Here is a 24482-nt window from a genome sequence, read left to right as displayed (position 1 = left end):
CAGAAAAATAGCGGATGCTACAGAGCACCCGCTACACCTAAAAACATTAGGACTTTCATTCGTAGAATGCCCAGCAATCAAAATCACTCAGGCGAGAAGCGGGAAGCTTCTGCTTTTGACTACATAATAGTACCAACTTTATTTAATTTTGTCAACTGGCTTGGACTCTTCTTCATCGTTACGTGAATAAGTAGCAATATCATGTAGAACTTCTGAAATAAAGTCATCAATTGACATATCTTTACTATCGTCTTCACCATACTTACGAACAGAAACCGTATTATTCTTAATCTCATCATCACCAACAACTAGTGTATATGGAATCTTCTTGGTTTGAGCATCACGAATCAAATAACCCATCTTTTCGCCCCGCTCATCGACATTGGAACGTAAGTTTAGTGCACGAAACTTTTCGTTTAATTTGCGAGCATAGTCACCGTGTTTTTCATCACTAACCGGGATGATTTGAATCTGATCGGGTGCAAGCCATGTTGGAAAAGCACCCTTATACATTTCAATCAAGTAAGCGGTGAACCTTTCCATGGTAGAAACAATCCCTCGATGAATCATAACGGGACGGTGTTCCTTACCATCTTCTCCGACATAGTGAAGATCAAATCGTTCCGGTAACATAAAGTCCAGTTGAATGGTAGATAACGTCTCTTCATTTCCCAGAGCCGTCTTAGTTTGAACATCAAGCTTAGGACCGTAAAATGCGGCTTCACCTTCGGCTTCAACGTAATCAAGACCTAAGTCATCCATGGCACCCTTTAACATCGTTTGCGCTTTGTTCCACATCTCATCATCGTCAAAGTACTTTTCGGTATTCTTTGGATCACGATAACTTAATCTGAACGTATAGTTATTAATGTCAAAATCATGATAAACTTCCATCATCAAATTCAAGATTTTTTTGAATTCTTCTTGAATTTGATCAGGAGCAACAAACGTATGACCATCATTTAAAGTCATTTCACGAACTCGTTGAAGACCACTAAGTGCACCAGACTTTTCGTATCGATGCATCATTCCTAGTTCAGCAATTCGTAGAGGAAGCTCTTTATAAGAACGAATATGATGATTGTAAATCTGAATATGAGATGGACAGTTCATTGGACGTAATTCCAACATTTCGTCATCATCCATCTTCATTGGTGGAAACATGTCGTCTCGATAGTGATCCCAGTGACCAGATTGCTTATACAAATCCAAATTAGCTAATACTGGGGTATAAACATGTTGGTAACCATGAGCAATCTCTTTATCAGTGATATAACGCTCAATTGTACGACGAATCGTTGCACCCTTTGGCATCCAGTAAGGAAGACCAGCCCCAACCTTTGGATCGACAAAGAATAAGTCGAGGTTATTCCCAATAACACGATGGTCACGCTCTTTAGCCTCTTTACGCTTCTTCAAATCTTCATCTAGGTCATCAGCTTTAAAGAAAGCAGTGCCATAAATTCTTTGAAGCATTGGATTGGATGACTTACCTTCCCAATAAGCACCAGCAACAGACAGGAGCTTAAAGTGTTTTAGATCTTTCAAACTTGGAGCTACTACCCCTTGAGCTAGCGTTTTAACCCCATCGATACTGTAAAAAAGAATATTATCAGAATCAATGTTGGCAATTAGTTGTGCTTGATAAGGATCACCATCAACTTCTTTTAAAGCGTCATCTTTACTTAGATAAACCCTTTCGACCGTAGCGTTATTTTTGATGATCTTTTTCATTTTATCAGCTAATTCATCAAGTTCATCTGAACTAACTTGACGATCTTCTTTGTCAGTATCAACAAAAAAACCATCTTCATCCGCGGCAATTTCACCAATGCGAATATCATGATACTTTTCTTTGACCGCCGTTTCCAGTAACTGAGCAGCACCCTGTCGTAGGATTTTAAGACTCTCATCAGAACCGGAAGTAATGATGTCAATCTTGCCACCATCTTTTAGTGGTTGCATCAAATCAACAACTTTTCCATCAATCTTAGCCGCAACTGCCTTTTTGGCTAGACTAACTGAAATTGACTTGGCAATATCTGCCGCAGTAACCCCCGAATCAAATTCTTTCTTGTTACCATCTGGAAACTCAAATGATAATTTAGCCATTTTACTCATTCCTTTCATAAAAAAAGTCCCTAGTAAATCAATACTAGGGACGCCATTAGCGCGGTTCCACCCAAATTCGTCCATTTATTTGGACATCTCGTTTAAAACCTATTTATTAATGTCATTTAATAAAGGTGGTAAGTAAGTTACTCCAAACAGATAGTTTCCAGAAAACCTATCCTCTCTGTGAAATTCGTAATCACTCATGTCCTTAACAATTAACAGTCTAAACAACGACCTGTTACATGTCAAGAATAATCATTATTTATTCCTGCGATTCCTACCATCAAGTTCAATGGGCTTTGCTAAAAATTTAATTCGTTCCATCAATCGCTTAGCTTTAAGTGGTTCCACATCTCCCTGAGCATTAACCTTTAAATGCTCTTGTTCCAATTGATCCATAGAAAAGTTAGAACTAAAAAAGGTGGGAAGCTCATTTTGCATTCGATACTCTAAAATAACCCCAAGAATGTCGTCTCTGATCCAAGATGACATTGAGTCTGCTCCAATATCGTCAATCATCAAAACTGGAGCAGTTTTAATTTCATCCAGCTTACCGCCAACTTGATTGTTTCCAATTGCATTTTTAATTTCAACGGCAAAACTTGGAAAATGAATCAAAACCGAACTATAACCGTCAGAGGCCAAACGATTGGCAATTGCTCCAAGTAAATAAGTTTTACCTACGCCAAAGGGACCGTATAGGTACAACCCCTTCTGAAAATGCTGAGGATTATTTTCATATGAACCAATAAAATCAAGTGCTCCTTCCAAAGCTTGAGCTCGTTCAGCTGTCTGTTCATAATCACTTAAATTTGCCGATTTAATTTCTTTGGGCATTGAAATGGACTTAATGCGTGACGCAAATTGTTCTCGCTTCTGCTTGTTTAACAACGCTTGCGTAGGTTCGTACGAAACGTCAATCAAATGGTCACTTAAAACCAAGGTTGGTTGGTATCCCTTAGCAAAGTTAGCGTTTCCCTCTTCCAACTTTTTCTTTTCATTGACAAACTCATACAGTTTTGATGCCGACCGTTTCACAACATCATCACTTAATTCACTCTCATTATCACTTAAAAATTTTTTAACGTCTGGATCAGAATAAACCGAATTCATTAACTGTTGGTAATTATGATTCAAATTTTTCTTTTTCATCAATTGGCTCATCTCATCACTAACATTCTTCATGATTACTCATCCCCAGACTTTTTATTTAATGAATTTAATTTCTCAGCAATTCGTTTTCGCTGAGTAGTCGAAATTTTTTCATTATCCCGACTTTTATTTTCCTTAGCCCAGTCAGGCAATGTTTCTTTGACATTTGTACGCCTTCGGTATCTTCTTTGTCGATTGTTTTTACTTTCAGTAACCTGTTCCTGATGGTGCTTAATATCGTCAATCGCTTTTGATGCACTATTAATTTTTCTTTGCGCCCAATCATTTGCAATGGTGTCAATTAAATTTTTATTAATGGTAGGTTTACCCTCGTCAATCAAGATGTGATAAACAAGGATATTGATAACTCCATTACTTAAAGTGTTGCGATTAATAAGTTCAGATAGAATCCTTTCTTCAGCGGAAGTAGTAAAACCACCTTTTTCACTCTTTAAAGAATCAAGAAATTCTACTGGAGCGGAAGAATCAGCAATTTGGGCCAATTGCTGTTCCTTGGTCGTTAGCTTACTTTGTAACTTGTCTGCCTCATGGACATGGTTTTGATTGGATTGATTTTCTGCTGGAGCCTTTATTTGATTTCGTCTAGAAATTAATATCTTAAACTTTTTAGGGTCAAACCGATTGTTAACCAAGTTACTGGCCTTCTCAATGTATTGTGCCATCTCAAGTTCACCAATTCCATATAATCGGTTGGTGTTACTAAAGAGTGTCTCATACTTTTTAACACTTTCATTTTCAACAAAGGACTTATCCAAAATATTCATCAATAGCTTAAAGTCAAACTGATCGTTTGAAAGCTTATCATCAAAGGAATCTTTTTTTACATTAGTCTTGTGTCGAACTGCCTTGATTACACTTGGTTGGTCATTTACTTTCTCATTATTAACTGAAAATACTTGCAGGAAATTACGAGTTTGATCATCTAACCCACTAAAATCAAAATGTTCTGGTAAGAGTTCATCTGAAAGTTGTAAATAGCGATCTTCACCAACCATTTCAAGTAATAACAGACTCAAAAGACTATCACTAAAGAATTGGTCAGGATTAAGTGGCAGTAAAAGTTGATACTCATACAAGTCGATTTCAAAAGAATGATCAACATACGTCTTAAGCAAACCGGATCCTTCAAGTTTCATAAGTGAATCATCTAGTTCTTTGGCATCAATGCTAAGATCAGACATTAATTCAAAATTAACGTGCTTCTCATCATCAATTAACCATAAACAATTGTATAAGGCATATGCATTTTTACCAATGACGGGCATGTACAACAAATCGACATAATGACGTTCAACATCACTAATGGGCTGTGATCGATAAACTTTAAAATCAGTTTTAGGATTAATTCCGTTGATCATTCTTTATTCTTATCCTCATTATTTTCGTCTTCATCATCCATTAATTCTTTGAGTTTATTATAAAAGACTGACATATCCTTAAATTGGCGGTAAACACTTGCAAACCGAATGTAAGCAATTTCGTCAACTTCTTTTAGTCCTTTCATAACACCCTCACCAATAGTTTGGCTAGCCACTTCATGGCTGCCATCATCAGCGTCATAAGCTATTTTTTCAACCTTATCAACAATATGGTTCATCTGTTCCATCGAAACTGGACGCTTTTCAGATGATCTGACAATTCCACGCAAAATCTTAGAACGATTAAATTCTTCTCGATCACCGTTCTTTTTTACAACTAACAAGGGGCTTGATTCAATCACTTCAAACGTCGTAAACCGAAATCCACACTCTTCACATTCCCGTCTTCGACGAATACTTTCACCATCTTTGACCCGACGACTTTCTAAAACCTTTGAACCGATATGATGACATCGTGGACATTGCATTTTTTCACCTTCACTAATTACATAACACTTACTAAATCATACCAGTCTTTAACCGACGACTCCAATTGATCGAAAGTGCCAGAGTTATCAATACACCAATCAGACAGTCGTGCTTTTATTGGTTGTGCCCATTGAGCACCAATCATTTTACTAGCTCGACTTATTGAAATATCATTTCTTCTAACTAACCGTTGCAGTTGAACAACTGGATCACACGTAACCATCAGATTGGCATCAGTTAAAATCTGAAATCCATTTTCAAAAAGGGTGGGAGCATTTAAAATCACTAAACGTTGATCGTGTAACTTGTTTAGCCGAGTATTAACTTCACGAAAAAGGTATGGGTTAACAATTTGGACTAACTTTTTCATACCATCACGATTTGAAAAAACAATCTTACCCAAAACACCTCGATCAATTTGACCGTTACTTTTAATCACTAAACTGCCAAACTGCTCACTAATTTGATGAATTAACTCTTGATTATCTTGTTCCAATTCATGTGTGATGGAATCTAGGTCTAATGTAGAAACCCCTAAAGTAACTAAATAATCACTTGCAGCCGATTTGCCGGTTGCAATTCCACCGGTTAATCCAATAACTTTACTCACTTAGATCACCATGAACTTTTTGACAATGAGGACAGAAACTAGTACCTCTTTGTGCAACCTTGATTTTTTCAATAGTAGTTCCACAACGCTCACACGGTTGTCCCTTTTTACCATAAACATGAAGATGATTTTGAAAGCTGCCCTCTTCACCAAAGGCATTTTTATAAGTAAACACCGTTGTTCCATGACCCTTGATAGCTAACTGAATTTCTTTAATGATGTTTTCCCTTAAAGTTTCAATTTCCTGATCACTTAAATAGTTAGTAGCCTGTTCCGGATGAATCTTAGATAACCACAAACTTTCATCAGCATAAATATTCCCAATCCCAGCAATGTTAGATTGATCTAATAAAAATGCTTTAATTTTTCGGTGAGACTTATGCAGTTGCTTCTTTAAATAATCAAACGTTAAATCCTTCTCAGTTGGCTCCGGTCCAATTTTATTCAATCCTGACAAATCATAAACCTGAGAATCCTTAACTAAATTCATCTTTCCAAATTTTCTTGTGTCATTGTAACGAAGCTTTCGACCATCGCTTAAATGAAAAACAACGTAAGTATGTTTTTGATTCTCAGTACCCTCAGGTACCACATCATATTTACCTTCCATTCGTAAGTGAGAAACTAAAGTATAATCGTCACTTAGCCGGATTAAGAGGTATTTACCCCTCCGATCAATTTGTAAAATATCCTTACCAGCTAACAAATCTTCAAATTCTTTTACTGGTAAATTCAACATTTTTGGATACAAAGCATCCACGGAAACAATCTTTTTACCCTGTACAAGATTGGTTAACCCTCTTCTTATCGTTTCAACTTCAGGTAACTCAGGCATTCCTACACCCCATTATTTTTTTATATCATACCAATTTGGTCCGTAATGACTTTCAACTTTTAGCGGTACATCCAGATCAACCGCAGAATCCATAACACTTGGAACTAATTTTTCTAAAATTGGAATCTCTTCTTTTGGTGCTTCAAAGATTAGTTCATCATGAATTTGCAGTAACATTGTGGCCTTTAAACCGTGTTTCTTAAGTTCTTTTTGCATTCTGATCATTGCAACTTTAACAATATCGGCAGCACTTCCCTGAATGGGTGAGTTCATTGCCGTTCTTTCGGCAAACGAACGTTTCTGAAATTGCTTAGAATTAATATCCGGCAGGTAGCGTCGACGTTTCATGATGGTTTCAGCATACCCATGATCTTCGGCGAACTTAACGCTATCTTGGGTGTATTTTTTGACCCCTGGATATTCCTTAAAATATTTATCAATAAATGCTTGAGCCCGTTTTCGTGATATGCCAGTATTTTTAGCAAGTCCATAAGCACTAATTCCATAGACAATCCCAAAATTGACAGCTTTTGCTTGTCTTCTCAACTCGGGAGTAACATCCTCGTTGCTTGGAAGTTCAAATATCCGTCGTGCGGTCGCTGCATGAATATCTTCCCCATTTTTAAAAGCTTCCTGCATGTTCTTATCTCCAGAAATGGCAGCTAAGACACGTAATTCAACTTGAGAATAATCCGATGAAAATAGTTGCCATCCCTTATGACGAGGAACAAACGCTTCACGAATTTTGCGACCTTCTTCAGTTCGAACTGGAATATTTTGAAGGTTTGGGTCAACCGAGGACAATCTTCCAGTTTGAGTTAAGGTCTGCAGATAACGGGTATGAACTTTATGATCACGAGAATAAATGTCTTTTTTGATTCCATCAATATAAGTTGAAATCAGTTTTGACAGTTGTCTGTACGCCAGGACATTATCGACAATCGGATTCAGACCCGCAATTTTTTCTAACACATCAACCGACGTAGAGTACCCTGTTTTGGTTTTTTTCACAACTGGTAATTTCAACTTATCAAACAGGATTTCACCTAACTGCTTTGGTGACCCGATGTTGAATTCTTCTCCAGCCTCGTGATAAATCGACTGCTCAATTTCTGATAAATGCTCAGTAAATTTACTCTTCAATGCTTCGAGGGTATCTACGTCCACCGTAATTCCTTCAATCTCCATTGCACTTAGCACATAAGACAATGGAACTTCTATGTTACGGTACAAATCTAATTGATTGTGTTTCTTTAAATCATCAATCATTTTATCTTTTAAATCATTAATTGCCAATGCTTTCCTGACAATGTGAGCAAAAAAAGTCTCATCATTTTCTGGCAGCTGTTTTTTCTTTCCAGTTCCATAAACCTCACTATCCGGTTTAACCCCATAATATCCGTGCCGATTAGCCACTTTAGCCAAATCATTACTATTATCAAGGGTATTCAGTAAATATGAAGCTAATAACATGTCAAAATCAACATTATTTAACTGAATATGTTCGCGATTGGCAGCCACAATTTGCGCTTTAGCATCGAAAACATTTTTTTTAATATCGTGATTTTCTAAAATGCCTTTTATTTTCGGATCATCTAAAAGATCAATATCCTTACTTACAAACCAATGATCCTTATCCCCAATAACAAAACCAACAAATGGAGCAGTATGGTAATTTTCATCCAACATTTCAATGTTAAAGACAACATCTTCTGACAAGTGATCTAACTCGGCTAAATTGTCTTTATTTAAAATCGTATATTTAACATCTGGAAGTTTCTCAGCCGACTGACTCTCTGATCCTTCCATTTCCTTTAAAAAGGATTTCATGTTCATTTTCTTATAAAAATCAACTAACTTATCATTATCGGGACCATCATACTTTAAATCTGATAATGAAATTGTGAGGGGAGCATTGCAGTCAATGGTGGCTAATTTTTTAGACAAAAATGCCTGGTCTTTATCCTTAATCAAATGCTCTTTCAATTTTTTACCAGAAACTTCATCGATATGATTATAAAGATTATCAATACTATCAAATTTTTGAATTAACTTGATCGCGGTCTTTGGACCAACTTTTTCAACACCCGGATAGTTATCCGAGTTGTCTCCCTGAAGACCTTTTACGTCAATAATCTGTCTAGGAGTAATTCCCATCGTCTCTTTTACAAAGTCTGGCGTGTATTTCTCAATTTCACTCACACCTTTCTTTGAAATCGCAACGGTAACTTTATCCGAACAAAGTTGGGTAAGATCACGGTCTCCCGTTATGATAGTAACTTGATAGCCGTCATTAGCCGCTTTCCTTGAAAGCGTCCCAATAATATCGTCAGCTTCATAGTCTTGCAATTCATAGGTTTTAATTCCCCGATCATGGAGCAGATCCATTACAAACGGGAATTGTTCACGTAATTCGTTGGGCATTTTTGCCCGTCCGGCTTTATAATCTTCGTACATTTTGGTTCTAAAGGTTGTTTTACCTGCATCAAAAGCGGCAAGAGCTGACGTTGGCTGAACATCCTTTAAAATGTCATCTAGCATTCGATTAAAACCATAGATCGCACTGGTGTGCAATCCGTCTTCATTGGTAAAACGTTCCAAGGAAGTAAATAACGCAAAGAATGCTTTATACGTTAAAGAATTTCCGTCAATTAATAATAATTTCTTGTCTGCCATAAAATTCTCCTTTAGAATTAATTACTATTATTTTAACACTTATAATCGGTTCAATTGCGAAAAAAAACATGGTCAATCGACCATGTTTTTTTATTAATCTCGATTATTTCCAAAAATACCAAAGACCTCAAGAAGAAATGTAAATAGGTTTAGAAAATCAAGATACAATTGAAGTGCACCAGAAATTGCAAGTCCGTTTACATTAATGTTACCAGAGTACTGCATGTACATTTTCTTTAAGTTTTGTGTATCAGTAGCACTCAACGCAGTAAAAATAATGATCCCAACGGCTGAAATAAATAACTCAATCCATGGATTTCTCAAGAATAAGTTAATTACCATCGCAATAATTAAAGCAATTAATGCTGCAAACAATTGCGTGCTTAACTTGGTTAAATCTCTGTGAGTAGTGAAACCAATCGCACTCATTACCAAGAAAATACTAGCACTGGATACTAGCGCTGCTCCAATGGTACCAAGATTAAAGGCAATGAAAATGTAACTAAGTGAAAGCCCTGTTAAAACCGAGAAAACCAATAATCCGATAAAGCTTAACGTCGGATTACTTTGTGCAAATCCCGAAATCACAAAGGAAATTATGAACCAAACGATTAAAATTACTAATCCTGAGGCTCCACTACTGATGTTTGGCATAAAAACACTACTTAAATACGCAGAAATAGCAGAAATTAAAACCGCAATTCCCATAATCCCATATACTTTGGTAAAAAACGCGTTGAGTCCAGCATTATCGCCAACTACCCGACGACCACTTTCTCCATCAAAATTATTCATTTTTATTCTCCTTTAATTAACCTTCTTACTTAAATGACTTAACAATTCCTCGTAGGCTCTTTCGTACTTTTGAATATCTCCAGCACCCATAAATATTACCACGGCATCGTGATATTGCAACAGTGGAGACATGTTTTCTTCCTCAATTAAGCCACCATCTTTGGTAATTTTATTAACCAAATCCTCGCTCTTAACGTGTCCCGACTTTTCTCTTGGAGAACTATAAATTTTAGTAACGTATACCTTATCTGCTTTGCTTAACGTTTTAGCAAAGTCATCAAGATAGGCAATCGTTCGACTAAAAGTATGGGGTTGAAAAACAGCAATGATCTCCTTATTGGGATATTCTTGTCTAGCGGCATCTAAAGTGGCCTTAATCTCAGAGGGATGATGTGCGTAATCATCAATAATTGTCATATCGCCAACTTTAACTTGAGAAAAACGACGCTTAACCCCCTTGAAAGTTTGAAGTTCACGTCTGATTTCGTCCAAATTAACGTCTTCAAAATATGCAACGGCAATTACCGCCAAAGAATTTAAGACATTGTGTTCTCCATACAAAGGAATACTGAATTCCCCTAGGTCCTTTCCGTCATATTTAACGTGAAAAGTCGATCCAGCAGTTGTTCGCTTAATATCCACCGCCTGAAAATCGTCATCATCACTAGTTCCATAGTAATAAATTGGAACTGAAGCTTTTAACTTCCGTAAATTCTGATCATCGCCCCAAGCAAAAATAGCCTTTTTAACCTGGTTTGCAAAGGTTTGAAAAGCGTCAAAAACGTCCTCAATTCCGGTATAGTAATCCGGATGATCAAAATCAATGTTAGTCATAATGGCATAATCCGGATAAGTTGCCAGAAAATGGCGGCGATACTCGTCGGCCTCATAGACAAAGAAACGCGCATCAGTGGTTCCTTTCCCAGATCCATCACCAATCAGATAATCAGTTGGTGCGATCCCGCCTAATACGTGAGAAAGTAGTCCAGTGGTACTGGTTTTTCCGTGAGCACCACATACTCCGATGCTCGTGTATCCCTCAATTAATTCTTCCAAGAAATCAGGATAACTATAAATTTTTAGTCCTAACTCTTCGGCTCTTTCAATCTCCGGATGCGTATCAGGGAAAGAATTCCCTTTAATAATCGTCATTCCCTTTTTAATATTATCAGGATTGAATGGTTCAATCTTAATTCCAGCATTTTCTAATCCTTGCTGAGTAAAGGTGTATTTTTCAATGTCAGAACCCATGACCTTACAACCGCGATCATGGAGAATAAGTGCCATCGCACTCATCCCAGTACCCTTAATTCCTACAAAAAAATAAGTAGTGTCTTTATTTATGTTAGTCATTTAGTTGGAATTCCCCTTTTTATTGTCTGGTTTAATAATACCAATTAAAGTAATGAAAATCTAAAAATTTAAATATTCAATTTAGCAAGTTCATTTTTCGTCAAATAAACATCTCGCGGTTTAGATCCATGCTCACCTGAAATAAAATTATTTTGCTCCAAATCATCAATAATACTTGCAGCACGATTGTATCCAATGGAAAACACTCGTTGCAATTTTGAAGTTGAAATTCCATCTTCGTCTGCAATATAACTCAAAACTGATTTCCACAAGTCATCATGTTGTTGAGCTTGTTCTGCACTTTTAAGCAATGATTTGGGCTGAAACTCGTACTTTGGTGTTTCCTGACTTCGAACTTGATCACAAACTCGCTCAACTTCTTGGTTAGTAACAAAAGCACTCTGAAGTCGCACTGGTTGACTGGCACCACTACCCAGATAAAGCATATCTCCCTTACCAAGTAGTCGTTCAGCTCCGCTTTGATCAATGATTGTTCTTGAATCAATCTGGCTTGAAACCATAAAGGCAATTCGTGTTGGAATATTATTCTTAATGGTCCCAGTTACAATATCAACGCTCGGTCTTTGAGTGGCAACAATCAAGTGAATCCCAGCTGCCCGAGCCTTTTGTGTAATCCTAACAATATAATCTTGGACTTCAGTTGATGCAACCATCATCAAATCAGCAAGTTCATCAATGACAACTAGGATTTGTGGCAACTTATCCGCATCACGACCATTTTTATGTGCTTCTTGATTATACTGAGTTAAATTTCTGACCCCAGCAACAGCTAGCCGCTCATAACGGTTGTCCATTTCCTCAGTGACCCATTTTAAAGCAGCAGAAGCCTCTTTCGGATCTGAAACAACCGGAGTTAATAAATGTGGAATCCCATTATATGGCGCTAATTCAACCGCCTTAGGATCAATTAAAATCATCCTTAAATCACGGGGTGAATTGCGATACAACAATGAAACAAGCAAACTGTTTATGAACACACTCTTTCCAGATCCCGTTGCACCAGCAATCAAAGCATGTGGCATTTTTTGAATATCGGCAGTCTTAGAAGCGCCACCAATACTCATCCCTAATGCTACTTCTAACGGTGAATGACTAGATTCAAATTCATTTGAATCTAGAATCTCTGAAAGCATCACTGGTCTAGGCTTTGGATTAGGAATCTCGATTCCAACCGTCGACTTACCAGGAATTGGAGCCTCGATTCTAATATCTTTGGCTGCTAGGGCCATCTTTAAATCATCAGTTAGGTTAGTGATTTTGCTTACTTTAACACCAAGTTCCAACTTAACTTGAAATTGAGTAACGGTCGGTCCATCGGTCCAATCGACTACGTGACCATGAACCCCAAACGCCCTTAATGTATCATCAAGTGCTTTAACTTGCTTTTCAATCCATTCACTCAAACCATCATCAGAAGTCGAAATTGGTGGATTAAGCAGGTCACGACGAGGAAATTGATAATTAGTCTGACCCTCCTGATTGCTTGAAGTGTCGGCCAAATGCCTATGATTCGTTGTGGTTTCACTTTTTGAATCAGTAAGTTCGTTAGCAGGTTGAAGAAGTGCTTTTTCCTCATCTTGTTGACGCTTATCAGTACTATCAATTGGAGAAGACGTCTTCTCGTTATCGCTTCTTTCATCAGGTTCTTTTAACTTATCTTGTGGATCCGATTCACTTAAAGTGGGATTACTTGATACCGTACCTGATGCGTTTTGATCATCATTATCTTTTCTATCATCACTAAACAAAGCTAGATTAGCCGCTAAGCCACTCTCCTCTTTAAAGATATCTGCGAGCGAGTGGCCTAATTCACGTTTACTGGCTGAAGATTCTTTATCATCTTCAGAGTTATCCACAGGCTTAGAGTTATCCACAATGTTTTCATTCTTATTTACATTTTCTTTAACAATTGGTTGAACGTCATTTTCCCATAAATCTAGATCATCAGCTGGAACGGCAGTTGGATCTTTAGGATTTAGATAAAGAACAAAATCATCATCATTCTTCTCCAATTCAACGGCTGCATCTTGATATGGTTTTCCGACTGACTGATGAACGGAATAGAAATTACTATTTTGGTTACGGGAACGCGGAGTAAATTCTTTTGTTCTTTCCACTAAGGAATTTCGGGACTCAACATAGTGCTTTTTATCATCTTTAAATCGCAACTGAAATCCGCTCTGATACTTTGGTTGATAACGAGACTGATAGGCTGATTGTTTAACATTAGAATCGTCACTACGGATAATTTCTTGATTTGATTTTTTTGTTGTTCTATGAAAATCATTGATTTTTTTATCGCTACTCTTAAAAGGAACTTTCCCATTAAAGTATTTACGATAAAATGCCGGTCCATCATAATGTTCCAATTTAATCACCCTTAAAGAATTATGTATAAAAAAACGAATAGAAACTATTCGTCAAAAAGATTTTTTGCTTTATCAAAATCAAATGGTTGCCCAACTTCATAAGAATCGGGTAAAACTAAAGCTCCTGGTTTATCGGGTGCATTAGGAATGTCTAATTCTCTTCCAGAACAAATCATTCCATCACTTTTTACCCCACGAAGCTCTCCTGGCCAAATAATTTGTCCATTTGGCATCATGGCTCCAACTTCCGCTACGACAACTTTGATTCCCGGTCTCATATTGGGAGACCCACTAACAAGTTGCAGCATTTCTCCATTCTGGACTTTTGTTTGAGTTATGTGAAGATGATCAGACTTCGGATGATCTTCCATTTTTTCAACGTAGCCAACCACAAACTTTGGTTCGGTACTAGTAGGTAAGAAAGTTTTAAACCCAGCCTCTTTCAATGCATCATTTAAAACTTCAACATCGTTACTTGAAAGATCAACTTTTCCATTCTCTGATTTTAAGTTCCCTAAAATCTCACTGGCATTGAAAAAATTATAGCCAACTACGTGTCCTTTCTTATCTTTAATCTGAACAATATCATTTGATTTTGATATTTTCTGTGGTTCCGATCCTTCTCCAAGAATGACAACCAAAACATCACTCATTTGGCTTGGATTATAACTTGCGATCATCAAATTTAGCTCACCTCCGAATTTATTGTGGAAGAGATTTAATAAAATCTTCTACTTGTTCCTTGGTTTTTCGATCTTTATTAACCAAACGACCAGTCTCAATCCCATTATCAAAGGCAACGAAGCTTGGAATTCCAAAAATGTTCATTTCCTTAGCTAAATCGATATTTTCATCCCGATCAACTGCAATAAAGTCATAGTTTGGAAAATCTTTTACAATTTCTGGCATAACAGGCTTGATAAACGCACAATCTGGACACCATGTGGCAGAGAAAAATAGGATGTACTTTCCATGCTTAATTTTTTGCTTTAATTCGTTAAGATTCATTACTGGTAATTGTTCCATCGTATCCCTCCTAAACATTAATATTATAACCCACTCGTATTAAAAATGTTATATAATAAATTCAACAAATTCAATCGAAGGGATGCTTTTTATTATCATAAAACACAAACTAGCTTTTATTACTGGATCCGTAATTGCGGGAGTTTCGCTGTATTCACTTATTAAATTCAAGCAAGAACGCGACCAAGATCGGGTTAGACGTCACTTGTCCGATACATTAAGCAAAAAGTTTGATAATAGTGAGTTGTATGGTTACTGGATCGACTTTAACCAAAACGAAGATGGCCAGTTCCTTGGCGGAATCAACATTTTAGACGATGATAACCATGACATTAAATCATATGGATTTACATTCGATTTGACCACAAATAACCTCGATAACGTTCAACTTTTAAACACAAAGTCGATTAGTTAATCAACAAATTGGGCTACAATCTTATAGATTGGGCCCTTTTCTTTAAATTTCTCTTCATATTCAGTTTCTACATTATCTTTAGCAGCATCGCTAGCATGCAAGTCAAGATTAACGGATTCAAACTTCATCCCAAAATTATTCAAACTAACCAACGAATACTCAAATAATCCACGATTATCAGTTTTAAACTCCAGTTTAGCTTGGTCAGGTAACACGTCTTGATAACTCTTAAGAAAACGCGGCGAGGTAAGTCGCCGTTTTGTATGTCGTTTCTTTGGCCAGGGATCAGAAAAGTTTAGAAAAATTTTTGAAACCTCACCCTTTTTAAAAATGGTGTTCACAAGACCGCCATCAGTATGAATCAATTGAACGTTATCTAAACGACTATTTACGACTTTTTTTAGTGCCATTGCAATTACTGACTTTTGAATTTCAATCCCAATAAAATTAATATTGGGATTTTTTTCTGCCATTTCAGTAATAAATTTTCCTTTACCACAACCAATTTCGACATAAATTGGGGCGTCTCTAGAAAAACGTGTTTCCCACTTTCCCATGTATTTTTCTGGATCATCAACAATTAATTCAGGATGATCTAAAATAAATTGATTTGCCCAGGGCTTATTTCTAACTCTCATCATTTAACCTCAGTTTCTAATTTGTTTAACTTTTTTATTTAAATAGGGAATCGTTAAGACATATCCCTCAACAATCCAAATTACCACCGTTATTAAGATTACAGGAACCGACATCCGGGCGATTAACATTGCAATCAGGAGGATAAAGCATTCAAACAAAAGTAAAATTTGAACGATCTGTCGAAAATCCGTCAGCTGGATCTTCTGACTAACCGGATAAATATGGGTAAACACATTACTTTCAAAATGCTCATAAAATGGGATTAACTGAAATCCGACTAAATAAACAAAAATAATTGTCATTAACGAAACAATAATTTGATTAGGAATAATCAATACCAAAATAACGGCAATAATTATTAAGCGAAAGTATAGTGAACCTGGTCCACTGTCTCTTAATAATGATCGAAGATACAAATTCGAATAGACGTGACCTTGATCTTTTTTTAACAACTTAAAAATTGGATCCAAGTATTTTCTGCGGTGAATCCGACCTGAAAGTTCAGGGACTTCGGTGAATAAACTATAAAAGTGATAAATCCGATTCATACGAGAATCTTCATGTTCAATTGCATAATTCCAGTTTAAGATCTTATTTTTGGTTAGAATAGCGACATACATTAACAATGCAGCCACAACTAATGCTAATAGTGCAGCTATAAAAACATTAAAGTACAATGCTAATACCAGAATAATAAGGGGGATAACCCACTCAGTTACACCGGCTAATACTACATGTCGATTTAACTGAAAATAGAGTTTGATTACTTGATATGACATCCAACCGGTTTTCAAAAGCAAAATTACGATTAACAACCCGATTAACTCTGAAATTGTCCATCCAATCGAAACACTTAAAAATGGCATTAGTACAAACCACGTTACTAAATCAATCAGCAATGCCATAAACAAACTATAGAGAAATGCTCCCTTAAAGTAACCAGCAAATTGGTATTCCTTAGGGGCCATAAAAACCTTATCAGCGGACTTGATTAAAGTTGCCAATCCACCAAGTTGAAGCACCACTAGTAAAATCAAAATCGCAATCGGGCGCTCCCACCATAAATTGCCTGATAATTGCTTTAAAAATCCAGAGTAAGCGTAGCCAAGGCCACCCACAAAGAACATAATCGCAATCACAAAAAAATCGTTAAAAACATATTTAAGGTATTTAGTCATTTCGATTAAATGATTGCTTAACCTTTTTTGGAAAATCCTATTCATTTTTATCATCCCTTGCTAAAGACAGATAAATATCTGAAAGTGACTTCCCATCATTGGGATACTCTTTTCTAATCTGTTCCATCGTTCCTTCCGTTTGAATCTCACCTTTGTTAATTAACACAAAACGATCACAATACTTTTCTGCGGTATCAAGAACATGAGTCGACATTAAAATACTGGCACCCTTACTCTTCTTTTCTTCAATCAACTGCAAAAGATCATCGACCGCGAGCGGATCAAGACCTAAAAATGGTTCATCAATTACATAAAGCGACGCATTAGTAATGAACGCACAAACAATCATCACTTTCTGACGCATTCCCTTTGAAAAGTTGGCAGGAAACCAATCAAGTCGTTTATCCAACCGAAAAGTCTTAAGTAACTGATTAGCTTTCTCCCACGCTACTTGTTTATCCAAATTATAAGCCATGATAGTAGTATCAATGTGTTCTTTTAAAGTTAATTCTTTGTATAATACTGGCATTTCCGGAATATATGCAATTTGTTGTTTGTATTTTTCAATGTTTTGACCAATCTGCAAACCATTGACTTTAACGGTTCCAGTAAATGGCTTCATGAGTCCAATAATATGATTAATGGTAGTTGACTTCCCAGCACCATTTAAACCAATTAAAGAAACTAATTCGCCATCATTAACATCAAAAGTCTCATTTTTTAAGACTGGCACACTAGAGTAGCCACCAGTCAAGTCTTCTACTTGCAAACTCATATTTACCCTTCATTTCTTTTCATTATTGTAATCAGTATACCATAATTGCTTGCTATCACTTATTATGCAGGTAATGTTAGTGTATAATTGGATTAACTTGAAGGGAGAGATTTATATGACTGATTACGATCCAAATTGCGTTTTTTGTAAAATTGTCAAGGGTGAAATCCCTAGTTATAAAGTTTATGAAGATGACGAAATTCTTGCATTTTTAGATATTTCCCAAACAACTCCTGGCCACACTCTGGTGATTCCTAAAAAACATATTCAAGATATTTTTCATTTTGACTCCGTTACAGCGGGTAAAGTATTTGCGAAAGTGCCAGAAATTGCACGTGCGGTCAAAAATTCTAACCCAAACATCAAAGGAATGAATATCGTTAATGATAACGGGAAAATTGCCTATCAATCTGTTCCGCATGCTCACTTTCACTTAATTCCCCGTTACGGTAAAGATGATACTTTTTCAATTAACTTTTCTGATAATTCTAAAGAATATGATGAAACTAAATACCAAGAAGTTGCTGATTCAATTACCAAACAATTGGAGGATTAACTCATGAAAAAAAAGACCGCTTGCTTAATTGGTGCCGGAATAATAGTTGGTGTGTCACTTACTGGTTTATTGCTTTTAAAAAAGAAGTCTAATCCCACAGATAACGTAACCACTGCCGACCTTAAAAACATTTTTCATTCAGCTAGTTCAGTTAAACAAAATTTAAACCAATTCACAAAAGCTTTAAATGATGCAAAACCAATAATAGATGGTCTTAATCGTGACGTACAGGAAGCCCAATTTCAGCTAAAGCCTAGAATTGATCTTTTATCTAACGAAATAAATAACATTTAATTTCAATTAAATTATTCGACCAAATATTAATTTGCATCAAATATATGTTATATTAAAAATAAATGGAGTACTGAATGTCTTGAGTACTTTAATATTTTGAAGAAATGGATGTGCTAATATATGAAGAAAAAATGGCTCGTTGGAGTTGCAGGATTACTTTTAAGTGTTTCACTGGTTGCCTGTGGTAGTAAAACAGTTGCTACTACTAGTGGTGGTAAAATTACAGAAAGTCAATATTACAATAGTATGAAAAAGACCCCACAGGGTAAAACAGTTCTCCAAACTATGATTTTGAACAAAGTTCTTAACAAAGAATATGGTAATAAAGTTAAATCATCTCAAGTTGATGACCAATTTAACCAATACAAGTCACAATATGGTTCTCAATTTAAAAACCTTCTCAGTCAACAAGGTTTAACTGAGAAAAGTTTAAAAGAACAAATCAAAGATAATCTTCTGTTAAAGCAAGCTGTGATTGCTAACACAAGTTTCTCTGACAAAGATTTGCAAAACCAATTCAAGAAATATCAACCTAAAGTAACCGTTAATGAGATTACCACCAAAAATCAAGGTGACGCTGAAAAAGTAATTTCTGGCTTAGAAAACGGTCAAAAATTCTCTGACTTAGCCAAGAAGTACTCAACTGATGCTAACAAGAAAGACGGCGGCAAGATGGCTCCATTCGATAATATGGATCCAAGTCTTGACAATAACTTCAAAAATGCTGCCTTTAAACTCAAAAATGGTGAATACACCAAAGAACCTGTCAAAACTAAAGCTGGATACCAAGTAATCCAAATGGTCAACCACCCTTCCAAGGGTAAATATCAGGATCACAAAGCTGAATTAAAAGACCAGTTGGCAACTGAACGCATGAGCGATAGTAATGTCTTACACGCTGTCGTTTCAAAAGTTCTTAAAGATGGAGATGTAAAGATCCAAGACAAAGACTTACAAAACATCTTAGCTGATTACACATCAACTCCAAAACCAATGAAATAATCAATCATAAAAAGAAAATGGTCAGTAACTTAAAAGTTACTGACCATTTTCTTTTTTATCAGGTTTATAAAACTTATTTCGATCCATTCCAAAAATTCGTTTACTAAATGATCCTGCTTCCGTATCATTTAAAGCCCCAGTAATCATGTTAATTGAAGCATCAAGTTCATCTAAATCATGGAGAATCTGCGCTTCCAGCAATTCAGGCGTAACCGGGGATCCATACTCCTTAATTCCATGATGTGAGAGCACCATATGTCTTAAAAGTAATAAATCTTCAGAATGCTGATCGATTTTTAGTTGGTCAGCAGCTTCAACAATTTCCCCATCAATAATACTGATATGTCCTAACAGATCACCTTCACTAGTATAAGATGTCGAAACGGGTCCTGACAGCTCAGTAGTCTTGCCTAAATCATGAAGGATGGCACCTGCATACAGAAGTGAAGAATTAACTTGTGGATAGAGCTTAGCGACTTCCTTGGCCAGCTTCAAAATCGAAATGGTGTGAAATGCTAATCCACCTGCATAAGCATGATGATTCGATTTAGCTGCCGGAAAAGTAAAGAATTCATCCTGGTGCTTTTTAAGAAGTACCCGAACAATTCGATTCCACGTTGGATTAATAATTTCGAAAATTGTCTGACCAATATATTCTTCCATCTCAGAACGAGTCATTTGAGCATGTTGCATAAACTTAGATGGATCACTGGGTTCACCAGATTCTGTTTGTCGAAGATGATTAATCTTAATTTGTGGACTTCCCTGGTAAGCTTCCCGTTTGCCATTAATGTGAACGACCTGACCAGCTTTAAAAGTCTTTACATCCTCATTACTGGCACCCCAAAGTTTTCCACCGATCTCTCCGGAATTATCTTCAAAAACAAACGAAATGAATTGTTTTCCGTTCTTAGCAATTCTAGTATCAGCCGACTTAACCAATACAAACGCATCGATTTCTTCATCCATTTGATATTCTTTCAATTTTTTGCTCATTTGACTCCACCTCCACTACTTTAATTCAATTAAATGATCGCCACTTACATCGTGTCTAATTCGATCATCAGCCGTAAAATAAATCACCTGCGTGCTTTTAGCCAAAGCTTTCATTAATTCAATTGCCTTATCAGTTCTAAAGTGATCAAAGTCAGCAAAACCATCATCAATCATAATTGGCATTGGATATTCATCACTAAAAGCCAACGTTAACGCAAAAACCAACGATAAGTATAACTGCTGCATGGTTCCTTTTGAAAGTTCCTCAACCTTGAACTTAACCCCATCAGAGTTAACAACCGTAATACTTCTCTTATTATAATCAATTTTACTATAATGACCGTCCGTTAGTGTTTCAAAGAATTTAGCTGCATCCTTTCTAACTTTAGGAATTCTTCCACTACTAGCGGCATCGAGTACTTTTTCAATCCACTGATTAGTTAACTGGTAAACCAACCACTTTTGAACCAATTCGTTAACTTTAGTATCCATACTGGCCAATTCCTGGGTCAATGAATCAAGCGTCCCATCTTTTTCCATGTGATTAATTTGCACGTTAAGTTGCGCCAACCGATCAGATTGATCGGAAAAATCTGCGTCCAACTGTCCAATTTGTTTCTGAAGATCATTAATCACTTTTTTTAACTGATTAACATCATCGTATTTTTGTAATCTTTCAACAATTGTCTGATCAAGTGAGTTTTCTAACTCCACTTTACGTTTGTTTTTATCCGTAGCGATCCGCTGCTCATCGTATAATTTTTTAAAATCACTACTACTTGCAACGTTTCGTTCCCTTAGGAAATGGTCAAGCCGATCACTTACTTCTTTCAACTGCTCACGATGGCGATCAACCATTGAAGTTAAACTACTCAATTCATGGCTCACCTGTTCCGCATTTCGCTTTTGATCATTTACATTTGAGATGAACTGTCTAATTTTACTTAACGCTACCATTTCATTATCGGAATCACTTAAACCAATTTTACTGGAAGCAAAATTCCAACGATCGAGGTAACTCTCAACCTTCTCATTCATTGTCTTTTGGTTTCCAATGAAATTCTGTAAACTATCACGATCTAAGTCACGTCGTTTAATGGAGTTTTGTAAAGCACTTGTCCATTGGTTAAATGGAATACTCTGGATGTGATGCTCGTTTCCCATTTGACCCAACTCTTGCTCAATCTGAGTCAATTTTCGCTTTAAATGGTCAGTATCATTCTCCTCTTTAACTGGTTGGTTCGATTTTTGCACATAACGATAAATGCCAAAACCAATACACAATAACCCAATGACCACCAAAATAGGAAGAGTTACTCCACCCATAAAAATTCCAATTCCAATAATCATTAGACCAACCGCATCAGCAATTAATGATAACGAATTATCTCCGCTCTCATTTGTGGGCATCGCATGAACCTGATAGTTTATTTGTGCTTTTACATTTTGATACTCATCTATTAAGGTCGATATTTTGTCAATCTCATCATCATTAAACGGAATACTTTCACTTCCACCAGCATCAAATTCATCATTAGCCAAACGAGTCTGATATGTTTTGATATCATGATCAAGCTGTTCAATCCGTCTGACCTGTTGGATTTGGCCGTCCAGTTCTAAATATAAATTACGAATTAAATCAGCATTATCATTGTAAAATTTCAAATCAGAATTGGATTCCTGATGCGTATTCTTAAAATCAATAATGTTTTGTTCATCATTCTTAACATCTAATTGAATATTACTAATCTTATTTTGGATGTCTTGAAATGTTTCAAAGTCATGCTCAGAAAAGCCGTGTTTAACCGCTAATTTATCGTCTTGTAATTGTCTTAATTGAGCATATTTATCCCAGTTCGCTAAATCTTGATTAACCTGATTTAATCGCTCAGAAAATTTATTTCTTTTATTGCGATTCTGAGTCTTTTTTTCTTGTTCTTTTTTAGCTTGAATGGTCAATTCATGGTACTTGGGATATTCATTACTGGCTTCATGTACTTTCGCGTTCAATCTTTCTCGATCAACTAAAAGTCGGTTTAACTCAGGCTTTTTACCAGTCGGCTTATAGATCTTACCACCATTTTCCTGATTTTCGTCCTCTAGTTCAATCCAGTTATCAATCCCTACGACCCCAACACGCTGGATTCGTTTTGACAATTCTTCACGATTTAATCTCGAAATATCATTTAAATCAACGTTGCCAAAATAAAACAGGTTATCATATGATTCCCGATTGATTGGACCTAAAATTTTATCCAAAATTCCAGCAGGTAATTCATTTTTATTTTGATCAAAAACGGTTAATAACCCACCATTTTTACCTTCATTTCTTTGAACAAGATAAATAGTTCCATTTTGTTCAACCGTTAAACGACCACCCATTTTATAGTCATCTTTGGGAGTGAAGTCTCGCTTACTCCGACTGTCCCGAAAGCCAAATAAAACATCTTTAATGAAATTTAAGAGGGTTGTTTTTCCAGCCTCATTTCTTCCATAAATAACCTGAAACTCCTTAAAGTTCAGTGTTAAATTATGAAGTTTGCCAAAGCCGAATACTTCAACTTTTTTAATCCTCATCCTTCACGTTCCCTTTCGTTTTACTAGTAATTAAATTCATACTCTCATCAAGTAATTTAGAGATGGCTTCATCACTTAAAAAGTTGTCACGAATGTAAGAGTGCTTAAAAAGCTTCTTCGCCAAATTTTTAAGGTTTTCTTCATTATAAACTTCATGCTTAGTGTCATCCCAGAATTTCTGATCTAGATCATTAAATTTCATCCCAGAATTATCAACAACGTCAATTTCATAAACCCAAGCATTAAATCGTTCAAAATCATATTGTAACTTTTCCTTAACCCGGTCGAGCAATTCTTCTGACAAAAAATTGGCTTCTTCGCTCATATTTAATTTCACACTCAATAAATTAAGTTTGGAAAAATCACTCGACTCAATTTTCTCCATAATTTGATTAACGACCGCTTCTTCTGAGTCAGTTCCCCGTAAATTCATTGAAAGATTTGACCAAATGAGCGGACAGGTGGGTTCAAACTGAACGTTTAAACCTCCATTAGTCTCATCACTGACTAATAAGTACCCCTTTTCACCCATTTCATTTTTATGACGGCCCTGGATATTCCCCGGATATTCAATTAAGGGATGATGACATAACTGCTGACGTTTATGAATATGCCCTAATGCCCAATAATCATATCCCAAATTTTCCATTTCGTTAATGGTAAACGGTGCATACTGTGAGTCGTTGCCACCCTTAATAGCACCGTGAACCATCCCAATTTGGTAGTCAGCGTTTGAACGTTCTGGAAATCCAGAGATAATATCATCTGAAATATTCCTAGTAGCGTAACTAAAACCTGTAATAGCAACTGTTCTTCCGTCTTTAAGAGTCAATGTGTGCGTCGTCACTTCTTTGGGAAATACGTAAACATTAGCCGGAAAATTGAAATTTTTAGCACCTTCACTTTGATAATCATGATTACCAAACGAAAGAAGTACAGGAATATCATGTTCATCCAATCGTTCTAACTGTTTAATCAAAAAACTAATGGCTTTGACACTTTGGTGACTACTGTCAAACAAATCTCCCACTAGCAAAACAAAATCAACATCATCTAAAATGGCATCATCAATAATCTTCTTTAATGAATCGAATGGAGCCTCGTGCAAAATGTCCCACAGCTTACTCGGAGTGGTAGCATCCTCTCTGATTCCTAAAAACGGACTATCCAAATGTAAATCTGCCGCATGAATAAACTTCATTATAATTTCTCCCATACAAAAAAATCGGA

At 36.2% G+C, this 24482-nt stretch carries 22 protein-coding genes and 1 other annotated feature (1 of these 23 cut by a window edge); of the genes, 4 read left to right on the top strand and 18 right to left on the bottom strand.

Features of this window, described 5'->3' with window-relative positions; translation table 11 throughout:
* Positions 1–121, bottom strand: a sequence feature (ribosomal protein L20 leader region) (it extends 4 nt beyond the left edge of the window).
* Positions 122–138: 17 nt separating this feature from the next.
* The 12 genes from thrS to AC6UDC_RS03180 form a co-directional block, all read right to left on the bottom strand.
* Positions 139–2112 (bottom strand): threonine--tRNA ligase, encoded by a 1974-nt coding sequence (thrS, locus tag AC6UDC_RS03235; RefSeq protein ID WP_500721564.1) that lies wholly within the window; start codon positions 2110–2112, stop codon positions 139–141.
* Between the two features lie 261 nt (positions 2113–2373).
* Positions 2374–3300, bottom strand: coding sequence for a primosomal protein DnaI (gene dnaI, locus AC6UDC_RS03230; RefSeq protein WP_500710915.1), 927 nt, complete (start codon positions 3298–3300; stop codon positions 2374–2376).
* 2 nt (positions 3301–3302) lie between these two features.
* Positions 3303–4646, bottom strand: coding sequence for a DnaD domain protein (locus tag AC6UDC_RS03225; protein WP_500721313.1), 1344 nt, complete (start codon positions 4644–4646; stop codon positions 3303–3305).
* Positions 4643–5134, bottom strand: a complete 492-nt coding sequence (nrdR, locus tag AC6UDC_RS03220; RefSeq protein ID WP_500693661.1) for a transcriptional regulator NrdR — start codon at positions 5132–5134, stop codon at positions 4643–4645. The genes AC6UDC_RS03225 and nrdR overlap by 4 nt, the downstream gene beginning before the upstream one ends.
* Before the next feature lie 17 nt (positions 5135–5151).
* A complete protein-coding gene (coaE, locus tag AC6UDC_RS03215) occupies positions 5152–5745 on the bottom strand; it encodes a dephospho-CoA kinase (RefSeq protein WP_500721309.1) in 594 nt (197 codons plus the stop codon).
* Complete coding sequence (gene mutM, locus AC6UDC_RS03210) at positions 5738–6580, bottom strand: DNA-formamidopyrimidine glycosylase (RefSeq protein ID WP_500695718.1); 843 nt, start codon at positions 6578–6580, stop codon at positions 5738–5740. Before mutM ends, coaE begins: the two co-directional genes overlap by 8 nt.
* 12 nt (positions 6581–6592) lie before the next feature.
* Complete coding sequence (polA, locus tag AC6UDC_RS03205; protein ID WP_500721306.1) at positions 6593–9256, bottom strand: DNA polymerase I; 2664 nt, start codon at positions 9254–9256, stop codon at positions 6593–6595.
* A 93-nt stretch (positions 9257–9349) separates the two neighbouring features.
* Complete coding sequence (locus AC6UDC_RS03200) at positions 9350–10051, bottom strand: Bax inhibitor-1/YccA family protein (protein ID WP_500693657.1); 702 nt, start codon at positions 10049–10051, stop codon at positions 9350–9352.
* 12 nt (positions 10052–10063) lie between these two features.
* A complete protein-coding gene (gene murC, locus AC6UDC_RS03195) occupies positions 10064–11395 on the bottom strand; it encodes a UDP-N-acetylmuramate--L-alanine ligase (RefSeq protein WP_500693956.1) in 1332 nt (443 codons plus the stop codon).
* A gap of 77 nt (positions 11396–11472) precedes the next feature.
* Positions 11473–13794: a DNA translocase FtsK gene (locus AC6UDC_RS03190; protein ID WP_500721302.1), complete on the bottom strand. Its 2322-nt coding sequence runs from the start codon at positions 13792–13794 to the stop codon at positions 11473–11475.
* A gap of 44 nt (positions 13795–13838) precedes the next feature.
* Positions 13839–14477, bottom strand: a complete 639-nt coding sequence (gene ytpR, locus AC6UDC_RS03185; RefSeq protein WP_500721299.1) for a YtpR family tRNA-binding protein — start codon at positions 14475–14477, stop codon at positions 13839–13841.
* Between the two features lie 19 nt (positions 14478–14496).
* Positions 14497–14820, bottom strand: coding sequence for a thioredoxin family protein (locus AC6UDC_RS03180; RefSeq protein WP_500699529.1), 324 nt, complete (start codon positions 14818–14820; stop codon positions 14497–14499).
* Positions 14821–14902: 82 nt separating this feature from the next.
* On the opposite strand from AC6UDC_RS03180, the gene AC6UDC_RS03175 reads away from it, so the two are divergent.
* Positions 14903–15235 carry a hypothetical protein gene (locus AC6UDC_RS03175; RefSeq protein WP_500693653.1) on the top strand — a complete coding sequence of 111 codons (333 nt, stop codon included), beginning with the start codon at positions 14903–14905 and terminating at the stop codon, positions 15233–15235.
* Here AC6UDC_RS03175 and trmB read toward each other — a convergent pair.
* Genes trmB through AC6UDC_RS03160 form a run of 3 tightly spaced genes read right to left on the bottom strand, consistent with a single transcriptional unit; the run spans position 15232 to position 17827 of the window.
* Positions 15232–15873, bottom strand: a complete 642-nt coding sequence (gene trmB, locus AC6UDC_RS03170) for a tRNA (guanosine(46)-N7)-methyltransferase TrmB (RefSeq protein ID WP_500699530.1) — start codon at positions 15871–15873, stop codon at positions 15232–15234. The genes AC6UDC_RS03175 and trmB overlap by 4 nt on opposite strands.
* 9 nt (positions 15874–15882) lie before the next feature.
* Positions 15883–17097 (bottom strand): ABC transporter permease, encoded by a 1215-nt coding sequence (locus AC6UDC_RS03165; protein WP_500721295.1) that lies wholly within the window; start codon positions 17095–17097, stop codon positions 15883–15885.
* The gene (locus tag AC6UDC_RS03160) at positions 17090–17827 is read right to left on the bottom strand and encodes an ABC transporter ATP-binding protein (RefSeq protein WP_500695725.1); all 738 of its coding nucleotides are present in this window, start codon (positions 17825–17827) and stop codon (positions 17090–17092) included. Before AC6UDC_RS03160 ends, AC6UDC_RS03165 begins: the two co-directional genes overlap by 8 nt.
* 115 nt (positions 17828–17942) lie before the next feature.
* On the opposite strand from AC6UDC_RS03160, the gene AC6UDC_RS03155 reads away from it, so the two are divergent.
* The 3 genes from AC6UDC_RS03155 (at position 17943) to AC6UDC_RS03145 (ending at position 19679) form a co-directional block, all read left to right on the top strand.
* On the top strand, positions 17943–18383 hold the full coding sequence (locus AC6UDC_RS03155) for an HIT family protein (RefSeq protein ID WP_500721292.1): 441 nt from the start codon (positions 17943–17945) through the stop codon (positions 18381–18383).
* Between the two features lie 3 nt (positions 18384–18386).
* Complete coding sequence (locus tag AC6UDC_RS03150) at positions 18387–18677, top strand: hypothetical protein (protein WP_500721289.1); 291 nt, start codon at positions 18387–18389, stop codon at positions 18675–18677.
* Positions 18678–18797: 120 nt separating this feature from the next.
* On the top strand, positions 18798–19679 hold the full coding sequence (locus AC6UDC_RS03145) for a peptidylprolyl isomerase (protein WP_500721284.1): 882 nt from the start codon (positions 18798–18800) through the stop codon (positions 19677–19679).
* A 36-nt stretch (positions 19680–19715) separates the two neighbouring features.
* Here AC6UDC_RS03145 and AC6UDC_RS03140 read toward each other — a convergent pair whose 3' ends face one another.
* The 3 genes from AC6UDC_RS03140 to AC6UDC_RS03130 are packed head-to-tail and all read right to left on the bottom strand — an operon-like array spanning position 19716 to position 24453.
* The gene (locus AC6UDC_RS03140) at positions 19716–20675 is read right to left on the bottom strand and encodes a 3'-5' exoribonuclease YhaM family protein (RefSeq protein WP_500695728.1); all 960 of its coding nucleotides are present in this window, start codon (positions 20673–20675) and stop codon (positions 19716–19718) included.
* A gap of 15 nt (positions 20676–20690) precedes the next feature.
* Positions 20691–23252, bottom strand: a complete 2562-nt coding sequence (locus tag AC6UDC_RS03135; RefSeq protein WP_500721281.1) for an AAA family ATPase — start codon at positions 23250–23252, stop codon at positions 20691–20693.
* Positions 23242–24453: a metallophosphoesterase family protein gene (locus AC6UDC_RS03130; RefSeq protein WP_500721277.1), complete on the bottom strand. Its 1212-nt coding sequence runs from the start codon at positions 24451–24453 to the stop codon at positions 23242–23244. Before AC6UDC_RS03130 ends, AC6UDC_RS03135 begins: the two co-directional genes overlap by 11 nt.
* Between the last annotated feature and the right edge of the window lie 29 nt (positions 24454–24482).

The sequence above is a fragment of the Fructilactobacillus sp. X7R7C1 genome (genome assembly GCF_059901065.1).
Note: the sequence above shows the minus strand (reverse complement) of the source record. Positions and strands in the feature narration are given on the sequence as shown.